Here is a 22,655-nt window from a genome sequence, read left to right as displayed (position 1 = left end):
GTTTCGCGGCCTTTTCCCGGCACAGGTGTCGGTAAGACGGTGATGTGTACGGGTCTAGTCTCGAAGCATGACTGTGTACGGAAACTTCCCCGGCTCCCGCCCCCGGCGGCTGCGGACGACCCCGGCGATGCGGCGGATGGTCGCCGAGACACGGCTCGATGCGGCGAATCTGATCCTGCCCGCGTTCGTGCGCGAGGGCATCGACGCCCCGGTCGCCATCTCGGCCATGCCCGGCGTGCAGCAGCACACCCTGGACACCCTGCGGAAGGCCGCCGTCGACGCGGTGTCGGCCGGGGTCTCCGGAATCATGCTCTTCGGCGTCCCCGCGGACGAGAAGAAGGACGCCCGGGGCACGGCGGGCACCGACCCGGACGGCATCCTCCAGGCCGGGCTGCGCGCGGTGCGCGCGGAGGTCGGTGACGATCTCGTCGTCATGTCGGACCTGTGCCTGGACGAGTACACCGACCACGGCCACTGCGGTGTGCTGACCGAGGACGGCCGGGTCGACAACGACGTGACGCTGGAGCGGTACGCCGAGATGGCCCAGGTCCAGGCCGACGCGGGCGCCCATGTGGTGGGCCCGAGCGGCATGATGGACGGCCAGGTCGGCGTCATCCGGGACGCGCTGGACCAGACGGGCCACGAGAACGTCTCGATCCTCGCGTACACCGCGAAGTACTCCTCGGCGTTCTACGGGCCGTTCCGCGAGGCCGTCGGTTCCTCGCTCAAGGGTGACCGCAAGACGTACCAGCAGGACCCGGCGAACGCCCGTGAGTCCCTGCGCGAGCTGGCGCTGGACCTCGAAGAGGGCGCCGACATGGTCATGGTCAAGCCGGCCGGTCCGTACCTCGACATCCTCGCGAAGGTCGCCGGCTCGGTGGACGTGCCGGTGGCCGCGTACCAGATCAGCGGTGAGTACGCGATGATCGAGGCCGCCGCGGAGAAGGGCTGGATCGACCGGGACGCCGCCATTCTGGAGAGCCTGACCGGGATCCGGCGCGCGGGCGCGCAGATGATCCTGACGTACTGGGCGACGGAGGTCGCACAGCGGCTGCGGGGCTGAGCCGAGCGGAAGCGACGACGCGGGCGGACTCCGGGGGCCGTCGCGGCACGGGAGTGCTGCGGCGGCCCCCGGCCGCGTCCGCGGGGCCGACAGGACGGCCACGTCGGCCCCGCGGACCGGAAATCAATTGTGACGAACCTCTTGCCGGGGTGACTCCGTCTCCCTAATGTGAACCTTCAAATCACCGGAAGTACATGTAGCAAGCGCCGTTAGGGCATAATTTTGAACGATCAAATTTGCCGACCCGACTCCACCACCCCTGGCCCGGACCCCGTCCGCGGTCCGGCGGTGGGCTACCTCGACTACGCCAGGATCGGTCCGCTCTCCCGCCCGGCTGTCGCGGCGCTGGCCGCCACGACCGCGCTCGCCGCCCGCGTCGACCCGACCGACCTCGACCGGCTGTTCGCCCTCGGCGACGCCGCCCAGACCTCGGCGGCCCGGCTGCTCGGTGCCAGGCGGCACGAGATCGCTCTTGCCCCGTCCACCAGCAACGGCCTGTTCACCGTGGCCGCCGCGCTCCAAGGCCCCGGTACGGTCCTGGTGCCCCGCGACGAATTCCCCGCCAACCTCTACCCCTGGCTGCGTTTCGCCGACCGCGGCGGCCCCGCGGTCCGCCTCGTCGACCCGGCCGGGCAGCGGCACATCACCCCCGACCTGCTGCGCCGCCACCTCACCCCCGACGTCGTCGCCCTCGCCGTCAGCGCCGTCGACTCGCTCACCGGCCACCTGGCCCCGCTCGCCGCCCTCAAGGAGGTGCTCGGCCCCGGTCGGCTGCTGATCGTCGACGCCATCCAGGGCCTGGGCTCCGTCCCGCTCGAAGCGGACGCCGCCGACATCCTCGTCAGCGGCGGCCAGAAGTGGCTGAGGGCCGGCTGGGGAGCCGCGCTGCTGCTGATCCGCGACCGGTGCGCCGAGCACCTGGCTCCCGGGCTCGGCGGCTGGGCCGGCGTCGCGGAGCCCTTCGCGCCCGTGCACCCGGCACCACCGCTGCCCGGGGCGGCCGCCCACCTCGCCACCAACCCGGACTTCCCGGCCGCCGCGGCCATCGGCGCGGCCATCGACGACCTGCTCGACGGGGGCGGCCCGGCCGCCGCCGGAGCCCGTATCCGCGCCACCCTCGCCGACCTGCTCGACCGTGCACGGGGGGCCGGCGCCGATGTCCTGCTGGACGGACTCGGCCCCCACGAGCGTGCCGGCATCGGCACCTTCCGCCTGCCCGGCCACGACCCCGCCACCGTCCACCGCACCCTCGAAGCGGCCGGCCTGGTCACCACCCGTCGCGACGAGTGGATCCGGCTGTCCCCCCACACCTCCACCCCGGACGCCGCGGCCGACCTGCTTGCCGAGGCGCTGCACACCCTCACTGCCCGCCGTACCACCCACTGACCCCAGGAGCCGACATGTCCCATCAACTGAGCCGTCGCAGGCTGCTCCAGCTCGCCACCGCCTCCGCCGCCGGGCTCGGCCTGACCGCCTGCGGCGACAACGGATCGGGCGGCGTCACCGGCGCCGACGGCGACAGCGGCCGGATCACCGTCTGGAGCTGGACCACCGCGGCCGAGGCCCTGCGCGGCGTCGTCCCTTCCTTCGAGCGGGACAACCCCGGGATCAAGGTCGACGTACAGGACGTCGGCAACCCGGCCATCTGGGACAAGATCACTGTCGGCCTCGCCTCCGGCGGCAAGGGCCTCGCCGACGTCCTGCACATCGGCGTCGACTACCTGCCCGGCTACCTGGAGAAGTTCCCCGACGGCCTCGCCGACCTGTCCGCACTCGGGGCCGACCGGTACCAGAGCGACTTCGCCGAAGGACTGTGGCCGACCGTCATAGGCAAGGACAAGGCCGCCCGCGCCCTCCCGTGGGAGGTCAACCCGCTCGGTCTGTTCTACCGGCAGGACTACTTCGACAAGGCCGGTGTCGACCCCGCGGACATCAGGAGCTGGGACGATCTGATCGCCGCCGGGCCGAAGATCCTCTCCGCCACCGGTGCCCGACTGCTCGGGCTGGACAAGCCCGGCACCACCCCGGACATGGACTTCTTCCAGAACCTGATGCAGCTCCAGGGCGCGTTCTACTTCGACCGGAAGGGCAGGATCACGCTCGCCTCCGCGGAAGCCGTCCAGGCCCTCACCATCATCAAGCGGCTCAACGACGACGGCCTGCTCGCCGACACCGCGGGCCAGGGCACCAGGAAGCGCCTGCTCGCCCAGGGGAAGCTCGCCACCTCCCCGGACCCCGCCTGGGCCGTCGAGTACCTGGCCACCAAGTTCCCCGACCAGAAGGGGAAATGGCGCGTCATGCAGCCTCCCGCCGCCGTTGCCGGGGGCGGTCGCAGCGTCATCGTCAACTCCACCTACCTGGCCGTCGCCACATCGAGCAGGCGCCGCCGGGCCGCCTGGCGGTTCATCGAGTACGCGCTCACCAAGCCCGCCGAGATCAACCGGATGTTCACCTCCGGTGGCGTCTTCCCCGCCCTCGGCGCGGCGTACGACGACCCGAGGTTCAGCGCGCCCCACCCGTTCTACGGCGGCCAGAAGGTGCTGAAGACCTTCGTCGACTCGCTCTCCGCCGGCTCCGAAGCCACCAACTTCACCGGCGACTACACCCGTGCTCTCAAGCTCGCCAGTGACGCCCAGAGCCAGGTGCTGGTCAAGGGAGCCGACCCGGCCCGCGCCCTCAGGGACGCCGCCGAACGGCTCGCCCAGCAGACCGGCCGGCAGCAGGCGGCCTGACCACCATGTCCTCCGTCCTGCCCGAACGCGTTCCCGCCACCACCACCGCCGCCGCCCCGGCCGGCCGCGGCGCTCCTGCGCGCACCGGCCGCGCCCGCCCGCGCCGACGCCGGCTGCTGACCCGCGGCTCCGTCCCGTACCTGCTGATCATGCCCGCCGTCCTGGGGTTCGCGGTCTTCAAGGCGTACCCCATCGCTTCCTCGCTCTGGATCAGCCTCACCACCGGCAGCGGCGACGACCGGACCTTCGCCGGACTCGCCAACTACCGGCGCCTGCTGGACGATCCGCTGTTCTGGACCGCGCTGAAGAACACCGCGCTGATCCTGGTCGTCCAGGTGCCGCTGATGCTCGGCCTGGCGCTGCTCGTCGCCCTCGCCCTCAACTCCACCAAGGTCTGGCTGCGCCCGCTCTGGCGACTCGGCGTCTTCGTTCCCTCGCTGACCGGACTGGTCGCCGCGGGCGTGATGTTCTCCGTGATCCTCAACCGCGACGCCGGGCTGCTGAACTGGGTCCTCTCCCTGTTCGGCGTCGACCGGGTGAACTGGCTCGGCAGCCCCTCCTGGGCCCGCGTGGGCGTCGTCCTCGTCATCACCTGGCACTACACCGGCTACAACGCGGTGATGTACCTCGCCGGCCTGCAGGGCATTCCCAAGGAGCTGTACGAGGCAGCGATGGTCGACGGCGCGGGACCGGTCCGCCGCTTCGTCTCCATCACCCTTCCCCAGCTGCGGCCGATCCTGCTCCTCACCGTGGTGCTCTCCACCATCGGCACCCTGCAGCTCTTCGACGAGCCGTACGTTCTCACCGGCGGCGGCCCCGACAACGCCACCTTGACGGTCACCATGTACCTCTACAACAACGGCTTCAAATACTTCGACTTCGGTTACGCCTCGGCCATCGCCTACGCGCTCGCGCTGATCGTGTCCGTGCTCGGCATCCTGCAGGTCCGCCTGATGGGAGAGCGCCGGTGAAGCCCCGCGGCCCTCTGCTCACGCTGCTGCTCGCGGGCGCCTTCGCGCTCTGCGTCGGTCCGTTCTACTGGCTCGCCATGGCCGCGACCCAGGAGGACAAGGACGTGTTCTCCTGGCCACCGAAACTGCTGCCCGGCGGCCACCTCATGGAGAACCTCCGCGGGCTGGAGGAGTCCATCGGACTCACCCGGGTCCTGCTCAACACCCTGGTGGTGGCGGGCGTCCAGACGCTCGGTGCCGTCGCCGTCTCGCTCCTGGCCGGGTACGCCTTCGCCAAGTTCGAGTTCCGCGGGCGCAATCTGTTCTTCGTCCTGCTGCTCAGCACCCTGGTCATCCCCGACACGGTGATGCTGATCCCGATCTTCCAGATGATGATGGAACTGGGCCTGATCGACTCCTACCAGTCCATCATCCTGCCCGGTCTGGTCACCCCGTTCGGCATCTTCCTGATGCGGCAGGCGCTGCGCTCCATGCCCGACGAACTCCTGGACGCGGCCCGTGTCGACGGCGCCGGTGAACTCCGGGTGCTGTGGAAGATCGTCATCCCGGTCAACCGGCCGATCATCGCGGCGCTGGCGCTGTTCGTCTTCCTCGGCAGCTGGAACCAGTTCGTCTGGCCGCTGATCGCGCTGCGCAGCCCGGAGATGTACACGCTGCCCGTGGCCACCGCCACCCTGCAGGGGCTGTCGACCACCAACTACGCGCAGGTCCTGCTCGCCGCGGGCATCGCCGCCATCCCCGTGATGGCCCTCTTCCTCGTCCTGCAACGCCAGTTCATCTCCGGTCTGCTGGCCGGGGCCACCAAGGAGTGACCACACCATGACCACCGAACCGCGCCCCGCCGCCGAGGTTACCGAGAGCACGCACGTGCCCCCGGAGCCGGACGCCGATCCGCAGCAGCACGCCCCGCAGCAGCTCGCCCCGGTGTGGCGCCCGAACACGCCGACCGGGGCCACCCCCGGCACCGTCGGCCACCGGCAGCTCGACACCGGTCTGTCCCTCTCCACCGGGGCCCCGCTCACCGTCCACCTCACCGGGCTCGGCTGCGACCGGCTGGAGACCGCCGTCACCCCGGCCGGTGACGGCGTGGCCCTGATCGAGGTCCGGGCGGCGGCCGCGGCCACCGTCCGCGCCGAATGGCGGGTCCCCTGCCTCGGGGCCACCGCCTGCTGGACCCCGGACACCAACGCCTCCCGCTGGCTGCCGCCGTCCTGGATCGCCCCCCGCACCGTCTCGCTCGCCCTGGGCGCCCCCGTCGCCAGCCTCGTCGGCGCCGACGACCGCGCCCTGTGCACCGCCGCCGCGGCCGAGACCTCCGCACCCGTGCGCGTCGGCGTCGGCGTGGTGGAGGAAACCAACGAGTTCGCCTTCACCGTCGAGCAGGACCTCACCCCGGACGGGCCGCCGCTGCGGCTGCGGATCGACCTCAGCGGCCACCACTTCGCCGCCACCCTGCGGGACGTCACCGCATGGTGGGCCGAGGGCCTGAACCATCCCGGCGTCGCCCCCGCCGCCCGGATGCCCGCCTACTCCACCTGGTACAGCCTCCACCAGAACGTCGACACCGCCGTCGTCGAACGACAGGCCGCCCTCGCCGCGGCCGTCGGCTGCGAGAGCATCATCGTCGACGACGGCTGGCAGACCACCGACCGGGCCCGCGGCTACGGCCACTGCGGCGACTGGGAGCCCAACCCGGTGGCCTTCCCCGACCCCGCCGCCCACGTCGCCGAGGTCCACCGGACCGGCCTCGCCTACCTCCTGTGGTACGCACTGCCGTTCATCGGCCGGCACAACGACGCCTGGGACCGTTTCAAGGGCATGATCCTGCGCGAGGAACCCCACCTGGACGCGGCCGTGCTCGACCCCCGCCACCCCGAGGTCCGCGCCTACCTGATCGAGAAGGTCTCCCGCGCCGTCGAGCAGTGGGACATGGACGGCCTGAAGCTCGACTTCATCGACCGCTTCGCCGTCACCGACCCCCCGCCCGCCCCGGCCGGCGCCGACCACGCCACCGTCCACGAGGGCCTGCTCCAGCTGCTCGCCGACCTCGACGCCCGCCTGCGCCGCACCCGGCCCGACGTGATCGTCGAGCACCGCCAGCCGTACGTCAGCCCCGGGCTGTGGCCGTACGCCACCATGGTCCGCGCCACCGACTGCCCGCTCAGCCCCGCCGAGAACCGCCAGCGCACCATCGACTGCCGTCTCACCGCGGGCCCGCTGGCCGTCCACGCCGACATGATCACGTGGCACTCCGCCGAGACACCCGAGGCCATCGCCGTCCACCTCGTCAACGCCCTGTTCTCGGTGCCGCAGATCTCCGTCGACCTCGCCGCCCAGAGCCCCGACCAGCTCGCCACCCTGCGTTTCTGGCTCGGCATCTCCCGACGGTACGCCGATGTCCTCCAGCTCGGAGTTCTGGAACCCGCCCGGCCGGACCTGGGGTACCCCCTGGTCCGCGCCCGCGACCACCGCACCACCGTGGTCGCACGCTACGCGCCACTGCCCGTCGCCCTCCCGGACCGGCACGCCGCGGACGGTCCGCAGACGCTGCTCGTCGCCAACGCGGACGGCGACCCCGTGGTGCTGCTGACCGCCGCCCGGCCGGAGAAAGTACTCACCCGCGTACAGGACTGCCGAGGTGAGATCCTGTCCGAGGCCGTGCTCGACCTCGTCGCCGGGGTGAACCCGGTGACCGTACCGACCGGTGGCCTGCTCACCCTGACCCGCGAGCGCTGAAACCGCAGGCCGGGGGCGGGTGGCCGCCGCCCCCAGCCCGCTGACGACCGCCCGCAGAGGAACGATGACCGCTCGACAGGTGACCATCGAGGACGTCGCACGCGCGGCCGGAGTCTCCCGACAGACCGTCTCGAACGCCCTCAACGCCCCGCACCGGCTGCGCGAAGCCACCCTTGCCCGGGTCACCGCCGCCATCGACGAGCTCGGTTACCGGCCCGACCAGTCCGCCCGCAGCCTGCGCACCGGCACCCGCAAGGTCATCGGCTATCCCGCTCCCGCCGACAACCCCGCCGACCCCAACCCCTTGATGGGCGGCTTCCTCCAGGCGCTGGCCACCGCCGCGGACGACGTCGGCCACCGCATCCTGCTGTTCCGCTCCGACCCCCAGCAGGGTGCCCGGGCGGTCGCCAAGTCCTTCAACGACCTGATCGCGGCCCGTCAGGTCGACGGGTTCATCCTCTCCGACGTCATCCACGACGACCCCCGCGTCGATGTGCTCACCGAGGCCGGTTTCCCGTTCGCCGCCTTCGGCCGGATCGCCCCGGGCCGCCCGCAGAACTGGGTGGACATCGATTCCACCGCCGCAACCGCCGCACTGGTCGGACTCCTGCTCGACCAGGGCCACCGACGGATCTGTTACCTCAACTCCGCCGCGTCCCTGCCCTGGCTCGCCGACCGCAGGGCCGGATTCCTGCAGGCCGCGGCCGCCGCCCCCGCCGGAGCCTTCGAGGTCGGCGTCCCCGACGACGACCCGGCCGCGCTCACCCACGCCGTCCAGCGCCTGCTCACCGGCCCCGACCGCCCGACGGCCCTGGTCTGTGCAACGGACTGGCTCGCTCTGACCGCCTACCAGGCCGTCCGTGCCGCAGACCTCACCGTCGGCAGCGACGTCGCCGTCACCGGCTTCAACGACATTCCCCTCTGCACGCTGCTCCAGCCCGCCCTCACCAGTGCGCGCCTGCCGCTGGCCGCCATCGCCCATGCCCTCGTCGACCGGCTGATCGCCGCGGTCGAGGACCCCGCCGCCGTCCCGGCGAGCGGTCTGCTGCTTCCTGCGGAGCCGATCGTGCGCGACAGCACGCCGGGGCGTTAGCGGCGGTCGGTACGGGCGTTTGTCCGGGCCTGGCGATCGGCCGTCCGGAGCGGCCCCGGGGGCACGGGCCCGCTCCGGACGGCCAGGGTCTCGCCGGTCTCCGGGAGGCAGCCGGTGAAGGGGCCCGTGGACCTACTTCCCCGTGACGTAGGCGTTCCAGATCCGGAGCGGGAAGACATTGCCGCGCCCCGAATCGGGGCCGCCCACACCCTGCATTCCCAGCAGTTGAGGGGTGCCCGGCTTGTTGCGGAACATCGTGACGGCCGTGGTCAGCCCTTCGGTGTGGCCGATGAACCACGCCGACTTCATCCGGTCGTCCTCTCCGGTCCCGCCCGCCGTGAGGTCGTCGGCCGCCTTGATCCTGGCGAACGTGCCGAACTTCCCGTCCCGACCCAGCCGCGTCCAGGCCGCCATCCCCAGGGTGTTGTTCACATCGTTGGCCACCGAGGCGTCCATCGCGCGCCGCGGCTCGGGCTTCCCGAAACCCTCGACCGCCTCACCGTCCCGGGTCATCCCGGTCACCGAGTAAGGATCGGCCCTCATGCCCTCGTTGCTGAAGGCGGTGTACGCGTCCGCCATCCGGACCGCGCTCGGTGTGGACGTGCCGAGAGGGAAGGACTTGTCCAGGCGGGCCAGGCTCTCCTCGTGCAGCCCGGCCGATACCGCCAGTTCCTTCACCTTCTTCAGCCCGATGTCCCTGCCGAGCATCACGAAGGTGGCGTTGGACGACTTGATCAGCGCATCGCGCAGGCGCGTCGGTGGCGTGACCATCGCCCGGCCGGGGCCGGCACCCGGCGGGGAGGCGGGTACCGCGTACGGGCCGTCCTTGAGCAGCCGCCCCCCACTGTCGTAGCCGCTGTCCAGGGTGATGCCGTCGCCGTGCTGAAGGGCCGCGGCCAGCACGAAGGGCTTGAAGGCCGAGCCGACGGGGACGCCCGCGGTGTCGGCGTTGTTGGCGAAGTGGGTGACCGCGTCGGCTCCGCCGTACACCGCGACCACGGCCCCGTCGGCCCGCACGGATGCGGCGCCGACCTCGACGTACTTGTCCTCGGCGCGCTTCTTGGGGTCGAGGTCGCGCTTGCGCACGCTGCGCACGGCCCGTTCCAGCTGCCCCACCCTGGCCTTGTCGAAGGTGGTGTGCACCCGGTAGCCGCCCCGGAAGAGGTCCTTGTCGGTGAGGCCCGAACGCTTCTTGATGTACTTGTTGGCGATGTCGACGAGATAGCCGGTCTGGCCGCCGAGGCTGGTCGGCTTCGCGGCCGGCTTCGGCTCGGGGAACTTCTGGTACGCGGCCCGCTCGGCCTTCGTCATCGTCCCGGTCTCCACCTGCCGGTCGAGGATCCACTCCCAGCGGTCGACGGCGCGTTCGTGGTTGCCCTTGCCGCCCGCGGGGTCGTACTGCTCCGCTCCCTTGAGCAGGGACGCGAGCAGCGCCGCCTGGCTGGGGTCGAGGTCCTTCGCGGGGATTCCGTAGTACGCGTTGGCCGCTGCCTGGATGCCGTAGGCGCCGCGGCCGAACCAGCTGGTGTTCAGATACCCCTGGAGGATCTCCTTCTTGCTCTGCTTGTTGTTCAGCTTCAGTGAGATGAAGAATTCCTTGAACTTCCGGGTGGCCGACTGCTCCTGGCTGAGATAGGTGTTCTTCACGTACTGCTGGGTGATGGTGGAGCCGCCCTGCGTCTCACCGCCCGCGACGATGCTCACGGCCGCGCGGGCGATGCCCGTCGCCGATACTCCCGGGTCGGAGTAGAAGGTCTCGTTCTCGGCGGCGATGACCGCGTTCTCCACCGAATGGGGTATGTCGGCGAGCGTGACGTTCTGCCGGTTGACCGCGCCCACGCTCACCAACTGGCTGCCGTCCGCCCAGTAGTAGACGGTGCCCTGCCTGCGCGCCTCGTCGTTCTCGTTCGGGATGTCGACGGACGCGTACACCACGGCGAACAGGCCGGCCAGCGCGACGAGTCCGAGCACGACCCCGCTCAGCATCTGCCGCCACGAAGGTATCCAGCGGCGCCAAGTACGTTTCCCCCGACGGGGGTAGTCGATACCGAGTCCGCGAAGGCGGATCGCGCGGATGGGGCGGATGGGGCTTCGGGCCACGCTTCAGCTCCTCGTTCACCGTCCCGTACCGGTGGCGCGGGGCTTGTGAGAGAGGATGTTCCGGATCGCGATCAGGTTGTCTCGGGGCCCGTCCTGCACGAGTGGTGAACGCGTACCGGGCCGCCTTTCCGGAGGAACAGTCCGTGATAGCCGACTTTGTCGCCGGTCGTGCCGGCCGTGGCCCCCGGGCGCGCTCAGGCGAGGCCCGCCTCTTCCAGGGCGGATCTCGCGCAGGCCCGGACGAGGGGGTCCTCCTCGGACCCTCCGGCGGCGATCAGGGCCTCGGTGACCGCCGGGTCGTCCGAGGCGTAGGGGCCGAGCGCCATCGCCGCGTACTGACGCACGAGATCCTCCTCGGGGTCGTTCAGCGCCGCCAGCAGGGCCCTGCCCGCGCGGTGGCGTAGTTCGGGCTCGGTCGGGGGCCACAGGCGCAGGACGGTGGCGGCCTCGGTGCGGGCGAGGTCGTACTCGCCCGCATCGGCGACCACCGAGACGAGGAACGGCTGCGCGGCCGCGTTGTCGTCCAGTTCGGCGATGATCTCGCGTTTCCTGTCGCTGTCGGCCGGCAGGGCGCGGAACTCCTCGACGAGGCGAGCGAGGTGGTCGGCGCGGGTGGTGTCGTCCGGGGTCGGCTCGGGGTTCATGGGCGGCGTTCCTTCGCTCGAAGGTTCAGGGCCAGTTGATCAGGGTCATGAAGGCGACCCAGGTGAAGAACACGGTGGCGGGTGCGGCCACGGCAAGGCCGATCGCGGCCGGCGGCCTGCGCCTGGTGAACACCCAGCTCGCCACCATGATGACCAGGGACAGCAGCAGGCCGCAGCAGGAGACCGTCCAGGCCGGACCGAAGCTGGCGTCGAAGCGGTCGGCATCCGCGTCCGAGCAGGAATCGCAGGCCATCGGCGAGAGCATGCTGTACACCAGGGCGAAGAACGCGAGCGGCAGCGTGACGACCGTGGAGATCAGCGAGGCGATCCAGGTGTGCCGGGGGCTGTCGGGGGCGTCGGGGCTGCCAGGGCCGGCGTCCGTGATGTTGTCGGGCATGCATGCGATTCAACCCGGCGCCCCGGTACGGCACATGAGTTGCCGTACCTAGGGTCTCCGGGGTGGTTCAGTCCCACCAGAACGACCAGGTCTCCTGTTCCAGCACCGCCTTCTCGGCGTAGACGTCCAGGTCGTACGGCGGGCTCTGGTTGATGTTGTCCGGGCAGAACGCGAAGTGCTCGGCAGCGACCGCGCGGGCCTCCGGGAGGGTGGTGGGCGGGCGGGAGACCGAGACGGTCAGGGTGTCGAAGCCCAGCACCACGACCCGTATGCCGAAGCGGTCCTCCCAGGAACGGAGCACGGCGCAGAGCCGGGCCGTGTCGTCCTCGAAGTTGACCGGGCCGGACCAGCCGATCGCCGCCGGTATGTCGGCGCTGCGGCGGGCCGGGACGAGCGCCACCCGCGAGCCGGGATACCAGCCGTCCGGGCCGACGCACTCCTCGGCGATCGCGGCCGCCAGGTCGTCCGGGGTGTCCTGCCCCTCGGCGGCCGGGACGGGGGCCAGGCCCGGCCAGTCGCCCTCGGCGGCGTCGAGCTCCTCGGGCGCGCAGTCCTCCCAGTACTCGCTGAGCACCTCCTCGGCGTCGTGATCGCCGGGGTACGACGTGCCGTCCGGGATCAGGTCCCAGGTGTCGGGCCACTGGTCGCGCCGCCCGCCGTCGATCAGCACGGGAAGCAGGCCGGCCGTCCGCCCGGCCGCGTGCAGGGTGCGCCACGTGCCGTGGGAAGCGGGCTCGTCGGCACACCAGAGCAGGGGCTCGTGCCAGGTGCCGTCGATCGTGGCGTCCACCAGTGAGCCGGGCGGGAGTCGGAGCCCTGACGTGGCCAGGGACGGGAGCGGGTTCGGGAGTGTCGCCATGACCGAACTCTAGGCCCGGCCACTGACAACGGCCGGGCCCCGGGGTTCGGCTACGGGTGTGCGTGCACCACGGCGAACGCGGTGGGCGCCGTGGTGCCGTCGGGCAGTGGCGCGGGCGCGGTGACGTGGCCGAGCGCCTGGCCGTCCGCGTTCCGGCCGGGCTGGAGCACGCGGTTGATGCGGAGGGTGAGTCGGCGTCCGTCGGGTGCCGCCGTCACCTGGATGTCCGTGCCGTCCGGGCCGTCGGTGGCGGTGAAGGAGGCGAGCTCCGCCGTGATGCCGGTTTCGTCGAGCCGGGCGGTGACGGACGGGTCCGGGGTGTCGCTCGTGCTCTGCATCTGCGGCTCCGCCTCGCCGACGAGGAGCGCGAACAGCTGGGCTACGACGACCGGGTCGTGTGCCCCGTCGTACACCCAGCGCTGCCCCAGCACCCCGTGCTCGGTGGTGCCGATGAGCGCGTCGTCGGCGCCCGCGACCGGTGCGCCGCGGTAGCCGAACAGCACCTGGTACGTGGCCGGTTGGTCACCCGAGGTGTCGGTGACCACCATGAACTCGATCCCGACCTCGCCCTTCGGGTCGTCCAGCCGGAATCCGCCGGTCCGGGCCAGCTCGGGCTGCTGCCCCGTGGAGCGGTACCAGGGCTGCGCGGGCAGCCAGGCGGCGAGGAGTTCCAGTTTGGTGGGCGTCAGGGTGGTGCGGTGGATGACGGCCATGTCGGTGGGATCCCTCCGGTGGGTTCAGGCGGGTCGCCGGTCGGCGGCGAAGCCGGCGAAGGCCGTCCAGGTGGTGGGGGCGACGGTGAGGATGGGGCCGTCGGGGTTCTTCGAGTCGCGGATGTGGATGGCGGCGGGGTGGGCGGCGACCTCGACGCACTGCCCGCCCTCGTCGCCGCTGTGGCTCGACTTCTGCCAGTCGTAGGCGACTTCGAGGCACTCGCCGCCGTCGCTGCCGCTGTAGCTGGACTTGAACCACGTAAGTGCGGTGCTCATAACTCTCCTAGCAGCCGGTCCAACAGGCTCTTGGTGTCCTCGGCGTTGAGAGCCTGTGTCCGCAGCATCGCATATCTCTGGGAGATGATGCTGATCTCGTCCGGGTTCGAGATGAGCTGGCTGCCGCGCTGGGTTTCGGTGTAGGCGATGCGTTGAAAGTCCGGTGTTTCCAGCAGGATGAACGGTCCGTCGAGCCCCGCGTGAGTCGTCCGGCCGAGCGGCATGACCTGGAGAGAGATCCCCGGAAGGGCAGCGCGGTCCCGAAGGTGGCGCAGAGATTCCTGGTGCACCTCATTGCCCCCGAGACGGTCTCGGACAATGGCCTCGGAGATGACAAAGCTCGTGGTCGGTGGCACTTCACGGCGCATGATCTCCTGGCGCTTCAGGCGCGTGCCCACGTGTGTGTCGATCTCCTCCCTGCTGAACGTGGGAACTCGACTGTCGAAAACGGCGCGTGCGTAGTTCTCGGTCTGGAGCAGGCCGGGCAGCACCTGGTTCGCGAAGAAACACAGCGCCAGGGCCTCCCGCTCCAGCTCCAAGTACTCCTCCGCCCACGCCGGGATCAGATCGACCTCCGGCATGTTCGCCACAGCCATCGCCAACGCGCCCTTGGTGTCCAGCCGTTCGTCCAGCTTGGCGGCGAGGTCGGGCAGTAGCGCCCGTCTGCCCTGCTCGATGGAGGAGATCGTCTCCACCTGATGGCCCACCAGGGCCGCGAGTTGGGCCTGCGTCAGTCCGGCCGCCTTGCGGAAGACGGCGACCAGTTTGCCCACGAGTTTCATTGCCGACGCGTTCTTGCGCTTCCGCTTTCCGGGGTGCATACCGAGCGAACTTCCACGAGCGTGCCCGCGTCACGCGCGTACGACTCGTACAAGAAATCTGTACGGGTCCGCGCCCGGTCGGGGCGGCGGGCCTCAGGCCTCGGGTGCGCTGGATTCGGCGGCCTCCCGGACCGTCGCGTCCGGGTCCTGGGCGAGGCGGTGGAGGAGTTCCGTGGCGCCCGGGCTCGACCAGTTCTCGATGGCCCATACCAGGGCCCTGCGGACCCTGGGGTCCGGGTGGTCCGCGAGGTGGGCCAGTTGATCGACCGGTCCGCGTCGGCGCATCCCGAACCAGTGGAGGGCCTGGACGAGCTGTTCGGGGTCGCCGGGGCTGCCCGCCGCGGCGATCCGGCGCACGAGGACCGCGGAGGCGGGGGGAGGGCCGTCGAGAAAGTGCGGGCGGCGTTGCCGCAGGCGCTGCGAGCCGTACTCGCCGCGTACCCGGCAGCCGAAGCAGGTGCAGGGCGTCCTGCCGTTCGAGTCGGGGAAGTACCGCCAGCCGGTGACCTGGCTGACCGCGCGGATGCGGTGCACCTCGCGCCGGGTGACGGGCCGGGGGACGAACACCTCCCAGCCGCGCGGGTCGGGAAGGGCGGCGAGACGGCGTACGGCTTCGGCGGCGGTGACGGTCGTGGGTTCGCGGTGGTAGCGGCCCACGGTGACGGGTTCGTCGTCCGGCAGGCGGATGTGCACGGCGACGAGTCCGCGCGGGCCGCCGCGCCGGGCCAGCTCGCGCAGCCACTGGTGGGTGAGGGTGTACGAGGGCAGGACGGGGAAGCAGTAGAGGCCGCGTGGCAGCGAGGCGTCGCGGCCGTGACTGACGGCCCGTATTCCGGAACGGCGTACGCGTGCCGCGTTCGCCGAGGGTGTCAGGTGCACGAACATCGCCATGCGGCCGATGCTAGTTGCCGTCCCGGGGCCCGGCCGGGACGGGGCTCAGTCGCTGAAGGCCGGCCGGATGCCGAAGGCGGCGATGACGATCCCGGTGATCCGGTCGAGCAGGAGGCGGGCCCGGGGCTTGCGGAGGGCCGTGCCGACCACGCCGGACCATCGGGACCAGGAGTACCGACAGGCCCCGGGGACCGGCCGGTGGCGGCCGTCCCCGGGGCGCTCCTGCGCGGGGCGGCTGGTCAGTACATGAGGGCGTTGTCCATTTCGCTCTGCCAGTAGGTGACGAAGCCGTTGTCGCCCCAGGAGGTGCCGGCGGGGAGCTTCAGCTCGGCCGGGGCGCCCGTGGAGCCCTGGTCGGCCTTGCCGGTGAAGTACACCGTGAGGTTGGTGCCCTTGTGCAGGTCCTGCCCGTCGGATTCACCGAACAGCCCGATCGAGGCGTAGGCGGACTGGCCCGGCTCAAGGGCGACCACGGCCTGCGGGATGCTGTCGCGGAGGACCGGGAAGGCGGCCTGGGCGTCGTCGAACCGGAGCGCCGGAGCGTGGTACGCGTAGCAGGGCCTGGATCCGGTGTTGGTCGCCGTGAGCAGCAGGTGGTTGATGGGGCGGCTCACCTTGGTGACGGTGACCTTGGTGTTCGAGCCGGTGCAGGTGACCGGGGACTTGCTGCCGCTCCCGGTGGAGCCGGCGCTGCTCTTCCCGCTCCTGCTGCCGTCGGCGGAGCTCTTGGAGGTGGTGGAGGCGTTCTCGGCAGGGGCCTGGGCCGTGCCGCTGTCGGTCTCCTCGGCGTCCTTGGCGTCCTTGGCGTCCTTGCCCGTGCCGGGGGTGGTGGCGGTGGCGTTCGCCGCCGGAGCCGCCGCGCCTGCCTTGCCGTCGTTCGCGCTGTCGTTGCCGCCGCAGGCGGTGAGCGAGAGGGCGGCCAGGAGGGCGGTCGCGGCGAGGGCGGTGGTGCGGATGTGGTTGCGCATGGTGGTGGTACTCCCCGTGTGTGGGCCGGTGGTGCCGGTCGGTCAGTTGTGGCAGATCAGGACCATGACGATCGCGGTGGACACGATCACCACTCCGATGGCCACGGCATCGATGAGCTCGATGCGGAAGTGGATACGCACTGCGTTGTCCCGGTGGTCGCTGCGGTGTGTTCACAGACTGCGGGGCGGCAGAATCCGGCCGCAACGCCGAATAGCCCATTGGGGAAGCTGGAATGCCTGCGCGTACTGTGACCTGGGCAGATTCCACGTCCCTGGAACGGTGTTCCGGGACGGACCAGGAGGGGGAACGCCGAGGTGGCGACGCCGGAGGCCGGGGAATTCGCGGCTCTGCTGAAGGAACTGAAGGACCGTTCGGGGCGCAGCTACGGGGTACTCGCCGGGAGACTGCACGTCAGCACGTCGACCCTCCACCGGTACTGCAACGGTGATGCGGTGCCGAACGAGTACGCCCCGGTGGAGCGGCTGGCGCGGTTGTGCGCGGCGACGCCGGAGGAGCTGGTGGAGCTGCACCGGCGGTGGATCGTGGCGGATGCGGCCCGGAGACGTCCTGCCGCGGCGGCTCCTGCGGCTGTTCCTGCTCCTGTTCCTGCTCCTGCGGAGCCGGTGCGGGACGTGGTTGCGGACGTGGCTTCCGGCCCGGGTCCGGAGGCGGTTCGCGACTCCGGGGCCGGGGCCGGTGGTGACGCGCCGGGGCTCATGCCCGAATCCGAGCCCGAGATCGTGACCGGAGCGGCGGGCCGGCCCAAGCGGTTCCTGGCCTCCGCACGGGCGCGTGTGCTGCTCGCGGCCGTCGCCGTCGTCGCGCTGACCGTGCCGACCTCGATCGTCGTCAGCAATCTGTCGGGTACGGACACGGACGATCTCAGCAACGTCCCCGCCGTGGACGCGAAGGGCCCGGGCGGGGCCGAGGGCGTCCGGCCCGGCCGCGACGCGAGCGTCACCGCCTCGCCCAGCGGGGCGAAGAAGTCGGGCAAGCCCGTACCGTCAGGCTCGGCGAGCGTCTCGTCCCCGCCGTCCGGCGGCGCCGCCGACACGTCCGGGAAGCACGGCACAGGTGCCGGGTCGGGTGGGAAGCAGAGCGGGGGCATGCCGCCGACCGCCACCATCAGCTCGTACAACTGGGAAGAGCCCTGCGGTCAGCACTACGTGCTGGACCAGAAACCGAACGACGTGCCTCCGCCGCCCCCGCCGCAGGACACCCGCGGCTGGGCCAGGGCGCTCGGCGGGGTGGACGGCGGCAGCATGCAGCTCGAAGTCACCGTGCAGGGGAAGTCGGGGGAGGCCGTCGTGCTGACCGGAATGCATGTGCGGACGCTGTCCCGGAAGGCACCGCTGGCGTGGTCGGCGTACTCGATGGGGGAAGGCTGCGGGAGCGGCATCACACCGCAGTCCTTCGACATCGACCTCGATGACAGCCGGCCCACCCTCACCCCCGTGGCGGGGCAGCAGGGGGACGAGCGGGTGCCGCCGAAGAACTTCCCGTTCCAGGTGTCCTCCACCGATGTGGAGGTGTTCGACCTCAAGGCCCATGTGGAGGGGCACGACGTCAGCTGGTACCTGGAGCTGGACTGGAGCAGCGGCGGCCGGAAGGGGACGCTGCGGATCGACGACGGCGGGAAGCCGTTCCGTACCAGCAGCATCCAGACACGGCCGAAGTACATGTACCGGTACGACACGGCCCAGTGGGTGACCAAGGAATGGGACTAGGGTCCCTCGCGGTCACGGCCACCGGGCCGGTGCGTACGGGCTGACGCCCCGGTCAGAGGCGCTCGGGGGTCCGGATGCCGAGCAGCTCCATGCCCTGGTGCAGGGTGCGGGCGGTGAGGTCCGAGAGGAAGAGGCGGTTCTCGGCGACATCGCCCGGCACCTCGGGCTTCAGCACCGGGCACTGGTCGTAGAACGTGGTGAAGAGCGAGGACAGCTGGTAGAGGTACGAGGCCAGCTTGTGCGGCTCGTACGCGGCGGCGACCTCGGCCACGACCTCGGCGAACTGGTCCAGGTGCAGGGCCAGCGCGCGCTCGGCCGGGGCCAGCTCCAGCTCCGGGTGGGGCCGGGACTCCAGCTCGCCCGCCTTGCGCTTGATGGACCGGGACCGGGCGTGCGCGTACTGGATGTACACGCTCGTGTCGCCGGTCAGCGACACCATCTGGTCCAGGTCGAACTTGTAGTCGCGGGCCGCCGACGTCGACAGGTCCGCGTACTTCACCGCGCCGATGCCGACCTGTGCGGCGCGCTCGGTGATCTCGTCCTCGCTGAGGTCCTTGGCCTTCTCGCGGACGACGGCGGACGCCCGGTCGATCGCCTCGTCCAGCAGGTCCGCCAGCCGGACCGTCTCGCCCTCACGGGTCTTGAACGGCTTGCCGTCCTTGCCGAGCACCGTGCCGAAGGGGAGATGCACGGCCTTGACGTCCTCGTTGAGCCAGCCGGCCCGGCGGGCGGTCTCGAAGACCATCTTGAAGTGCAGGGCCTGCCGGGCGTCCACGACGTACAGCAGGGTGTTCGCCTTGAGGTTCTGCACCCGGTCGCGGATCGCGGAGAGGTCGGTCGCCGCGTAGCCGTAGCCGCCGTTCGACTTCTTGACGATCAGCGGCGCCGGGTTGCCGTCCGGGCCCTTCACGTCGTCGAAGAAGACGCAGAGCGCACCCTCGGAGCGGACGGCGACGCCCGACTCCTCCAGGATGCGGCAGGTCTCTTCGAGCATGTCGTTGTAGCCGGACTCGCCGACGATGTCGGCGTCGCGGATCTCCATGTCGAGCTTGTTGAAGACCGAGTAGAAGTAGATCTTCGACTCGTCGACGAAGCGCTGCCACAGGGCGAGCGTCTCCTCGTCACCGGCCTGGAGGGCCACGACGCGGTCCCGGGAGCGGGCCTTGAACTCCTCGTCGGAATCGAAGAGCGCGCGGGAGGCCTTGTAGAGCCGGTTCAGCGAGGACATGGCGGCCTCGCCCTCCGCCTCGCCGCCGGTGCCCTCGTGGGTCAGCTCGCCCGGGTGCTCGGTCAGGTACTGGATGAGCATGCCGAACTGGGTGCCCCAGTCGCCGATGTGGTGCCGCCGGAGCACGGTCTCGCCCGTGAACTCCAGGATCTGCACCATCGCGTCACCGATCACCGCGGAACGCAGGTGGCCGACGTGCATCTCCTTGGCCACGTTCGGCTGGGCGTAGTCGATGACGGTCGTGCCCGCGGCGCTGTTGTACGGCACACCGAGCCGGCCCTCGTCGTCCGCGGCGCGTGCGGCGAGCGTCTCGATGATCGCCCTGTCGGCGAGCGTGACGTTCAGGAAGCCGGGGCCGGAGACCTCGATCTCCTTGATCGGGCCGCCCGCCGGGATAGCGGCGGTGACCTGGGCGGCGAGCTCGCGGGGGTTGCCCTTGAGCTTCTTGGCGAGGGCCAGGATGCCGTTGGCCTGGAAGTCGGCCCGGTCGCTTCGTCGCAGCAGCGGGTCCGCGGTGCCTGCATCCGGCAGAGCTGCCGTCAGAGCGTCCGCCAGTTGCTGCTGGAGCGTGGAAGCGAGGGAATTGACCGAGGCCATGGGCTGGCTGCCGTTTCCGTAGGAGTAAGGGGATCACGCCCAGTATTCCACGGGCGGTGAAGCCGTTTTTCTTCGTGCGGGCCGTAAGCCGTTTTCGCGCCGCCGGTGGACCTGGGAGAATGGGCGGAGCCCCTATGAGTCCTGATGAGTCCCACAGGGTGTCCCTACGAGTCCTACAAGAGAGAAGGACGTGCAGACCGTGGCTCAGAGTCAGAGCAGCACCGAGGCCGACTGGGTCTCCCGCTTCGCGGACGATGTCATCGCCGAATCGGAGCGTCGTGCGCCTGGCAAACCGGTCGTCGTCGCGTCCGGCCTCTCCCCGTCGGGCCCGATCCACCTGGGCAACCTCCGCGAGGTCATGACCCCGCACCTGGTCGCCGACGAGATCCGCCGCCGCGGGTACACCGTCCGGCACCTGATCTCGTGGGACGACTACGACCGGTACCGCAAGGTGCCCAATGGTGTCCCGGGGATCGACGAGTCGTGGGCCGAGCACATCGGCAAGCCGCTGACCTCGGTGCCCGCCCCGGCCGGTTCCGCGTATCCGAACTGGGCCGAGCACTTCAAGGCCGCCATGACGGCCGCGCTGGACGACCTGGGTGTCGAGTACGACGGCATCAGCCAGACCGAGCAGTACACGGCGGGCGCCTACCGCGAGCAGATCCTGCACGCGATGCGGCACCGCGCCGGCATCGACGCCGTCCTCGACCGGTACCGCACGAAGAAGGACCCGGCCGCGGCGGGCGCCAAGGGCGGCAAGAAGCCGCAGCAGCAGAAGAAGGTCGACGAGGCCGAGCTGGAGGCCGAGGCGGGCTCCGGAGCGGCGAGCGAGGACGACGGCAGCGGCGGTTCGGCCGGCTACTTCCCGTACAAGCCCTACTGCGGCAACTGCGAGAAGGACCTCACGACCGTCACCTCGTACGACGACGACAGCACCGAGCTGAACTACACCTGCACGGCCTGCGGCTTCGCCGAGACCGTGCGGCTGAGCGAGTTCAACCGCGGCAAGCTGGTCTGGAAGGTCGACTGGCCGATGCGCTGGGCGTACGAGGGCGTGATCTTCGAGCCGAGCGGGGTGGACCACTCCTCGCCGGGCTCCTCGTTCGTCGTCGGCGGCCAGATCGTCCGCGAGATCTTCGACGGCGTGCAGCCGATCGGCCCGATGTACGCGTTCGTCGGCATCTCCGGCATGGCGAAGATGTCCTCCAGCAAGGGCGGTGTGCCGACCCCGGCCGACGCGCTGAAGATCATGGAGGCACCGCTGCTGCGCTGGCTGTACGCGCGCCGCAAGCCCAACCAGTCCTTCAAGATCGCCTTCGACCAGGAGATCCAGCGGCTCTACGACGAGTGGGACTCGCTGGCGCGCAAGGTCGCCGACGGCTCGGTGCTGCCGGCCGATGCGGCAGCGTACGCGCGGGCCATCGGCACGGCCGCCGGTGAGCTGCCGCGTACGCCGCGCCCGCTGCCGTACCGCACGCTCGCTTCGGTCGTCGACATCACGGCCGGGCACGACGAGCAGACGCTGCGCATTCTGAGCGAGCTGGACCCGGAGAACCCGCTGACCTCGCTGGACGAGGCCCGGCCCCGTCTCGACCGCGCCGAGAACTGGATCACCAGCCAGGTTCCGGCCGAGGCCCGCACCATCGTGCGCGAGGAGCCGGACAAGGAACTCCTCGGCTCGCTGGACGACCAGGGCCGCGAGTCGCTGCGGCTGCTCCTGGAGGGGCTGGACTCGCACTGGTCGCTGGACGGGCTCACCACGCTCGTCTACGGCGTGCCGAAGATCCTCGCGGGCCTGGAGCCGGACGCGAAGCCGACGCCGGAGCTGAAGGTCGCGCAGCGCTCGTTCTTCGCGCTGCTGTACCGGCTGCTGGTCGGCCGGGACACCGGGCCGCGGCTGCCCACGCTGCTGCTGGCCGTGGGCGCGGAGCGGGTGCGCAGGCTGCTGGACGCGTAACTGCTTCGGTTGTTTCCGTACGCACAGAGGGCCGTCACCCGGTGATTCGGGTGACGGCCCTCCGTCGTTGCCGTTGCCGGACGGGGCGGGGCGGGCTCAGGCGATGTGGTCCGCTTCGAGTTCGGCGTGGTAGCGGTTCTTGAACTCCGGCATCAAACGGCGGATCAGCGCCGCGCTGCGCGGGTGCCTGACGTTGTGGCCGTCCGTGACGTGTATGTCCAGGGCGTCGACGCTCGGGTAGTCGTTGTGCTGGTTCACGAACGCCGCGAAGACCTCGTACGCGATCTCGGCGAACTCCGCGTCCTCCTGCGCCCACTCGTCCGCTTCCGCTTCCGCTTCCGGCTCGGACTCCGGCGCCTGTTCCTGGGCCTGGTCCGGGAGTTGCGGCTGCTCGTGGAGCTGCGGCTGCTCCTGGGGCGCGGGGCGGGCGCCCGGGACGGCGCCGATGGTGCCCACGTTGCCCAGGGGGCGGGTGCGGCCGCCGGGGCCCGACGGGACCATCACCGGGGTCGGCTCCAGGCCCTCGACGTACATCGGGTTGTAGGCGCTCTCGTACGCGTCGTCCGGCACCTGGGGCGCCGCGAACCACGGGCTCTCGTGCGAGCCGGGGCCGTCCTGGGGCCATTCCTCGGCGGCGGGGCCGGGGCCGGGGTCGGAGGGGTGGGCGTGCTGCTGGTACTGCGGCTGCTGCTCGTGCTGCTGGAGGTGCTTGTTCTGCGGGTGGTGCCCGTGCTGCTCGGCGTACTGCTGCTCGGGGGCGTACGGCAACTCGGGCTGGGGCGCGCCCGGTTCGACCTGGGCCGGGGCCGGTTCCGGGGCGGGGGGCAGCAGGGCCGGTTCGATGCCCGCGGCGGCGAGGCCGGCCGGAGCGGTCTCGGCCA

General features: G+C 71.0%; 19 protein-coding genes and 1 pseudogene. 9 read left to right on the top strand and 11 right to left on the bottom strand.

All coding sequences use genetic code 11. The annotated features are described in order from the left end of the window. Positions 1-67: 67 nt before the first annotated feature. From hemB to IE107_RS32350, 7 genes are all read left to right on the top strand, one after another. A complete protein-coding gene (gene hemB / locus IE107_RS32380; protein WP_189547928.1) occupies positions 68-1,063 on the top strand; it encodes a porphobilinogen synthase in 996 nt (331 codons plus the stop codon). A 222-nt stretch (positions 1,064-1,285) separates the two neighbouring features. After that, complete coding sequence (locus IE107_RS32375) at positions 1,286-2,449, top strand: aminotransferase class V-fold PLP-dependent enzyme (RefSeq protein WP_229867420.1); 1,164 nt, start codon at positions 1,286-1,288, stop codon at positions 2,447-2,449. A gap of 14 nt (positions 2,450-2,463) precedes the next feature. Further along, complete coding sequence (locus IE107_RS32370; RefSeq protein ID WP_189547927.1) at positions 2,464-3,795, top strand: ABC transporter substrate-binding protein; 1,332 nt, start codon at positions 2,464-2,466, stop codon at positions 3,793-3,795. Positions 3,796-3,800: 5 nt separating this feature from the next. Continuing rightward, the gene (locus IE107_RS32365) at positions 3,801-4,766 is read left to right on the top strand and encodes a carbohydrate ABC transporter permease (protein WP_189547926.1); all 966 of its coding nucleotides are present in this window, start codon (positions 3,801-3,803) and stop codon (positions 4,764-4,766) included. After that, positions 4,763-5,578: a carbohydrate ABC transporter permease gene (locus IE107_RS32360; RefSeq protein WP_189547925.1), complete on the top strand. Its 816-nt coding sequence runs from the start codon at positions 4,763-4,765 to the stop codon at positions 5,576-5,578. Before IE107_RS32365 ends, IE107_RS32360 begins: the two co-directional genes overlap by 4 nt. Before the next feature lie 7 nt (positions 5,579-5,585). After that, entirely contained in the window at positions 5,586-7,502 is a 1,917-nt protein-coding gene (locus IE107_RS32355) for a glycoside hydrolase family 36 protein (RefSeq protein WP_189547924.1), read from the top strand. Positions 7,503-7,566: 64 nt separating this feature from the next. After that, on the top strand, positions 7,567-8,595 hold the full coding sequence (locus IE107_RS32350) for a LacI family DNA-binding transcriptional regulator (protein ID WP_189547923.1): 1,029 nt from the start codon (positions 7,567-7,569) through the stop codon (positions 8,593-8,595). Positions 8,596-8,727: 132 nt separating this feature from the next. Here the strand turns inward: IE107_RS32350 and IE107_RS32345 are convergent, their stop codons facing one another. The 9 genes from IE107_RS32345 to IE107_RS32305 form a co-directional block, all read right to left on the bottom strand. After that, positions 8,728-10,581 carry a transglycosylase domain-containing protein gene (locus IE107_RS32345; protein WP_189547922.1) on the bottom strand — a complete coding sequence of 618 codons (1,854 nt, stop codon included), beginning with the start codon at positions 10,579-10,581 and terminating at the stop codon, positions 8,728-8,730. 308 nt (positions 10,582-10,889) lie between these two features. Beyond that, positions 10,890-11,339, bottom strand: coding sequence for a HEAT repeat domain-containing protein (locus IE107_RS32340; protein WP_189547921.1), 450 nt, complete (start codon positions 11,337-11,339; stop codon positions 10,890-10,892). Between the two features lie 25 nt (positions 11,340-11,364). After that, entirely contained in the window at positions 11,365-11,736 is a 372-nt protein-coding gene (locus IE107_RS32335) for a hypothetical protein (protein WP_189547920.1), read from the bottom strand. Between the two features lie 67 nt (positions 11,737-11,803). Beyond that, complete coding sequence (locus IE107_RS32330) at positions 11,804-12,595, bottom strand: DUF4253 domain-containing protein (protein WP_189547919.1); 792 nt, start codon at positions 12,593-12,595, stop codon at positions 11,804-11,806. Between the two features lie 50 nt (positions 12,596-12,645). After that, positions 12,646-13,308 carry a maltokinase N-terminal cap-like domain-containing protein gene (locus IE107_RS32325; protein WP_189547918.1) on the bottom strand — a complete coding sequence of 221 codons (663 nt, stop codon included), beginning with the start codon at positions 13,306-13,308 and terminating at the stop codon, positions 12,646-12,648. A gap of 24 nt (positions 13,309-13,332) precedes the next feature. Further along, entirely contained in the window at positions 13,333-13,584 is a 252-nt protein-coding gene (locus IE107_RS32320) for a DUF397 domain-containing protein (protein ID WP_189547917.1), read from the bottom strand. Beyond that, the gene (locus IE107_RS32315) at positions 13,581-14,366 is read right to left on the bottom strand and encodes a helix-turn-helix domain-containing protein (RefSeq protein WP_229867422.1); all 786 of its coding nucleotides are present in this window, start codon (positions 14,364-14,366) and stop codon (positions 13,581-13,583) included. Before IE107_RS32315 ends, IE107_RS32320 begins: the two co-directional genes overlap by 4 nt. A gap of 132 nt (positions 14,367-14,498) precedes the next feature. Beyond that, the gene (locus IE107_RS32310; protein ID WP_189547915.1) at positions 14,499-15,296 is read right to left on the bottom strand and encodes a HEAT repeat domain-containing protein; all 798 of its coding nucleotides are present in this window, start codon (positions 15,294-15,296) and stop codon (positions 14,499-14,501) included. Positions 15,297-15,535: 239 nt separating this feature from the next. Then, a complete protein-coding gene (locus tag IE107_RS32305; RefSeq protein ID WP_189547914.1) occupies positions 15,536-16,264 on the bottom strand; it encodes a DUF4232 domain-containing protein in 729 nt (242 codons plus the stop codon). A 315-nt stretch (positions 16,265-16,579) separates the two neighbouring features. Between IE107_RS32305 and IE107_RS32300 the strand changes: the two genes are divergently transcribed. Next, entirely contained in the window at positions 16,580-17,992 is a 1,413-nt protein-coding gene (locus IE107_RS32300) for a helix-turn-helix domain-containing protein (protein ID WP_189547913.1), read from the top strand. Positions 17,993-18,044: 52 nt separating this feature from the next. Here the strand turns inward: IE107_RS32300 and argS are convergent, their stop codons facing one another. Further along, a complete protein-coding gene (argS, locus tag IE107_RS32295) occupies positions 18,045-19,817 on the bottom strand; it encodes an arginine--tRNA ligase (RefSeq protein ID WP_189547912.1) in 1,773 nt (590 codons plus the stop codon). Positions 19,818-20,007: 190 nt separating this feature from the next. On the opposite strand from argS, the gene lysS reads away from it, so the two are divergent. Next, positions 20,008-21,774 carry a lysine--tRNA ligase gene (gene lysS / locus IE107_RS32290; protein ID WP_189547911.1) on the top strand — a complete coding sequence of 589 codons (1,767 nt, stop codon included), beginning with the start codon at positions 20,008-20,010 and terminating at the stop codon, positions 21,772-21,774. Positions 21,775-21,870: 96 nt separating this feature from the next. Here lysS and IE107_RS32285 read toward each other — a convergent pair. After that, a pseudogene (locus tag IE107_RS32285) lies at positions 21,871-22,655 on the bottom strand (DUF2637 domain-containing protein); the annotation flags it as partial.

Source organism: Streptomyces gelaticus, assembly GCF_014649535.1.
GTDB classification, from domain to species: Bacteria; Actinomycetota; Actinomycetes; order Streptomycetales; family Streptomycetaceae; genus Streptomyces; species Streptomyces gelaticus.
Note: the sequence above shows the minus strand (reverse complement) of the source record. Positions and strands in the feature narration are given on the sequence as shown.

Coding starts and splice junctions, on each gene's coding strand:
- hemB (WP_189547928.1), top strand. CDS start 68: ATGACTGTGTACGGAAACTTCCCCGGCTCCCGCCCCCGGCGGCTGCGG.
- IE107_RS32370 (WP_189547927.1), top strand. CDS start 2,464: ATGTCCCATCAACTGAGCCGTCGCAGGCTGCTCCAGCTCGCCACCGCC.
- IE107_RS32365 (WP_189547926.1), top strand. CDS start 3,801: ATGTCCTCCGTCCTGCCCGAACGCGTTCCCGCCACCACCACCGCCGCC.
- IE107_RS32355 (WP_189547924.1), top strand. CDS start 5,586: ATGACCACCGAACCGCGCCCCGCCGCCGAGGTTACCGAGAGCACGCAC.
- IE107_RS32350 (WP_189547923.1), top strand. CDS start 7,567: ATGACCGCTCGACAGGTGACCATCGAGGACGTCGCACGCGCGGCCGGA.
- IE107_RS32345 (WP_189547922.1), bottom strand. CDS start 10,581: ATGCTGAGCGGGGTCGTGCTCGGACTCGTCGCGCTGGCCGGCCTGTTC.
- IE107_RS32340 (WP_189547921.1), bottom strand. CDS start 11,339: ATGAACCCCGAGCCGACCCCGGACGACACCACCCGCGCCGACCACCTC.
- IE107_RS32335 (WP_189547920.1), bottom strand. CDS start 11,736: ATGCCCGACAACATCACGGACGCCGGCCCTGGCAGCCCCGACGCCCCC.
- IE107_RS32330 (WP_189547919.1), bottom strand. CDS start 12,595: ATGGCGACACTCCCGAACCCGCTCCCGTCCCTGGCCACGTCAGGGCTC.
- IE107_RS32325 (WP_189547918.1), bottom strand. CDS start 13,308: ATGGCCGTCATCCACCGCACCACCCTGACGCCCACCAAACTGGAACTC.
- IE107_RS32320 (WP_189547917.1), bottom strand. CDS start 13,584: ATGAGCACCGCACTTACGTGGTTCAAGTCCAGCTACAGCGGCAGCGAC.
- IE107_RS32315 (WP_229867422.1), bottom strand. CDS start 14,366: ATGAAACTCGTGGGCAAACTGGTCGCCGTCTTCCGCAAGGCGGCCGGA.
- IE107_RS32310 (WP_189547915.1), bottom strand. CDS start 15,296: ATGGCGATGTTCGTGCACCTGACACCCTCGGCGAACGCGGCACGCGTA.
- IE107_RS32305 (WP_189547914.1), bottom strand. CDS start 16,264: ATGCGCAACCACATCCGCACCACCGCCCTCGCCGCGACCGCCCTCCTG.
- argS (WP_189547912.1), bottom strand. CDS start 19,817: ATGGCCTCGGTCAATTCCCTCGCTTCCACGCTCCAGCAGCAACTGGCG.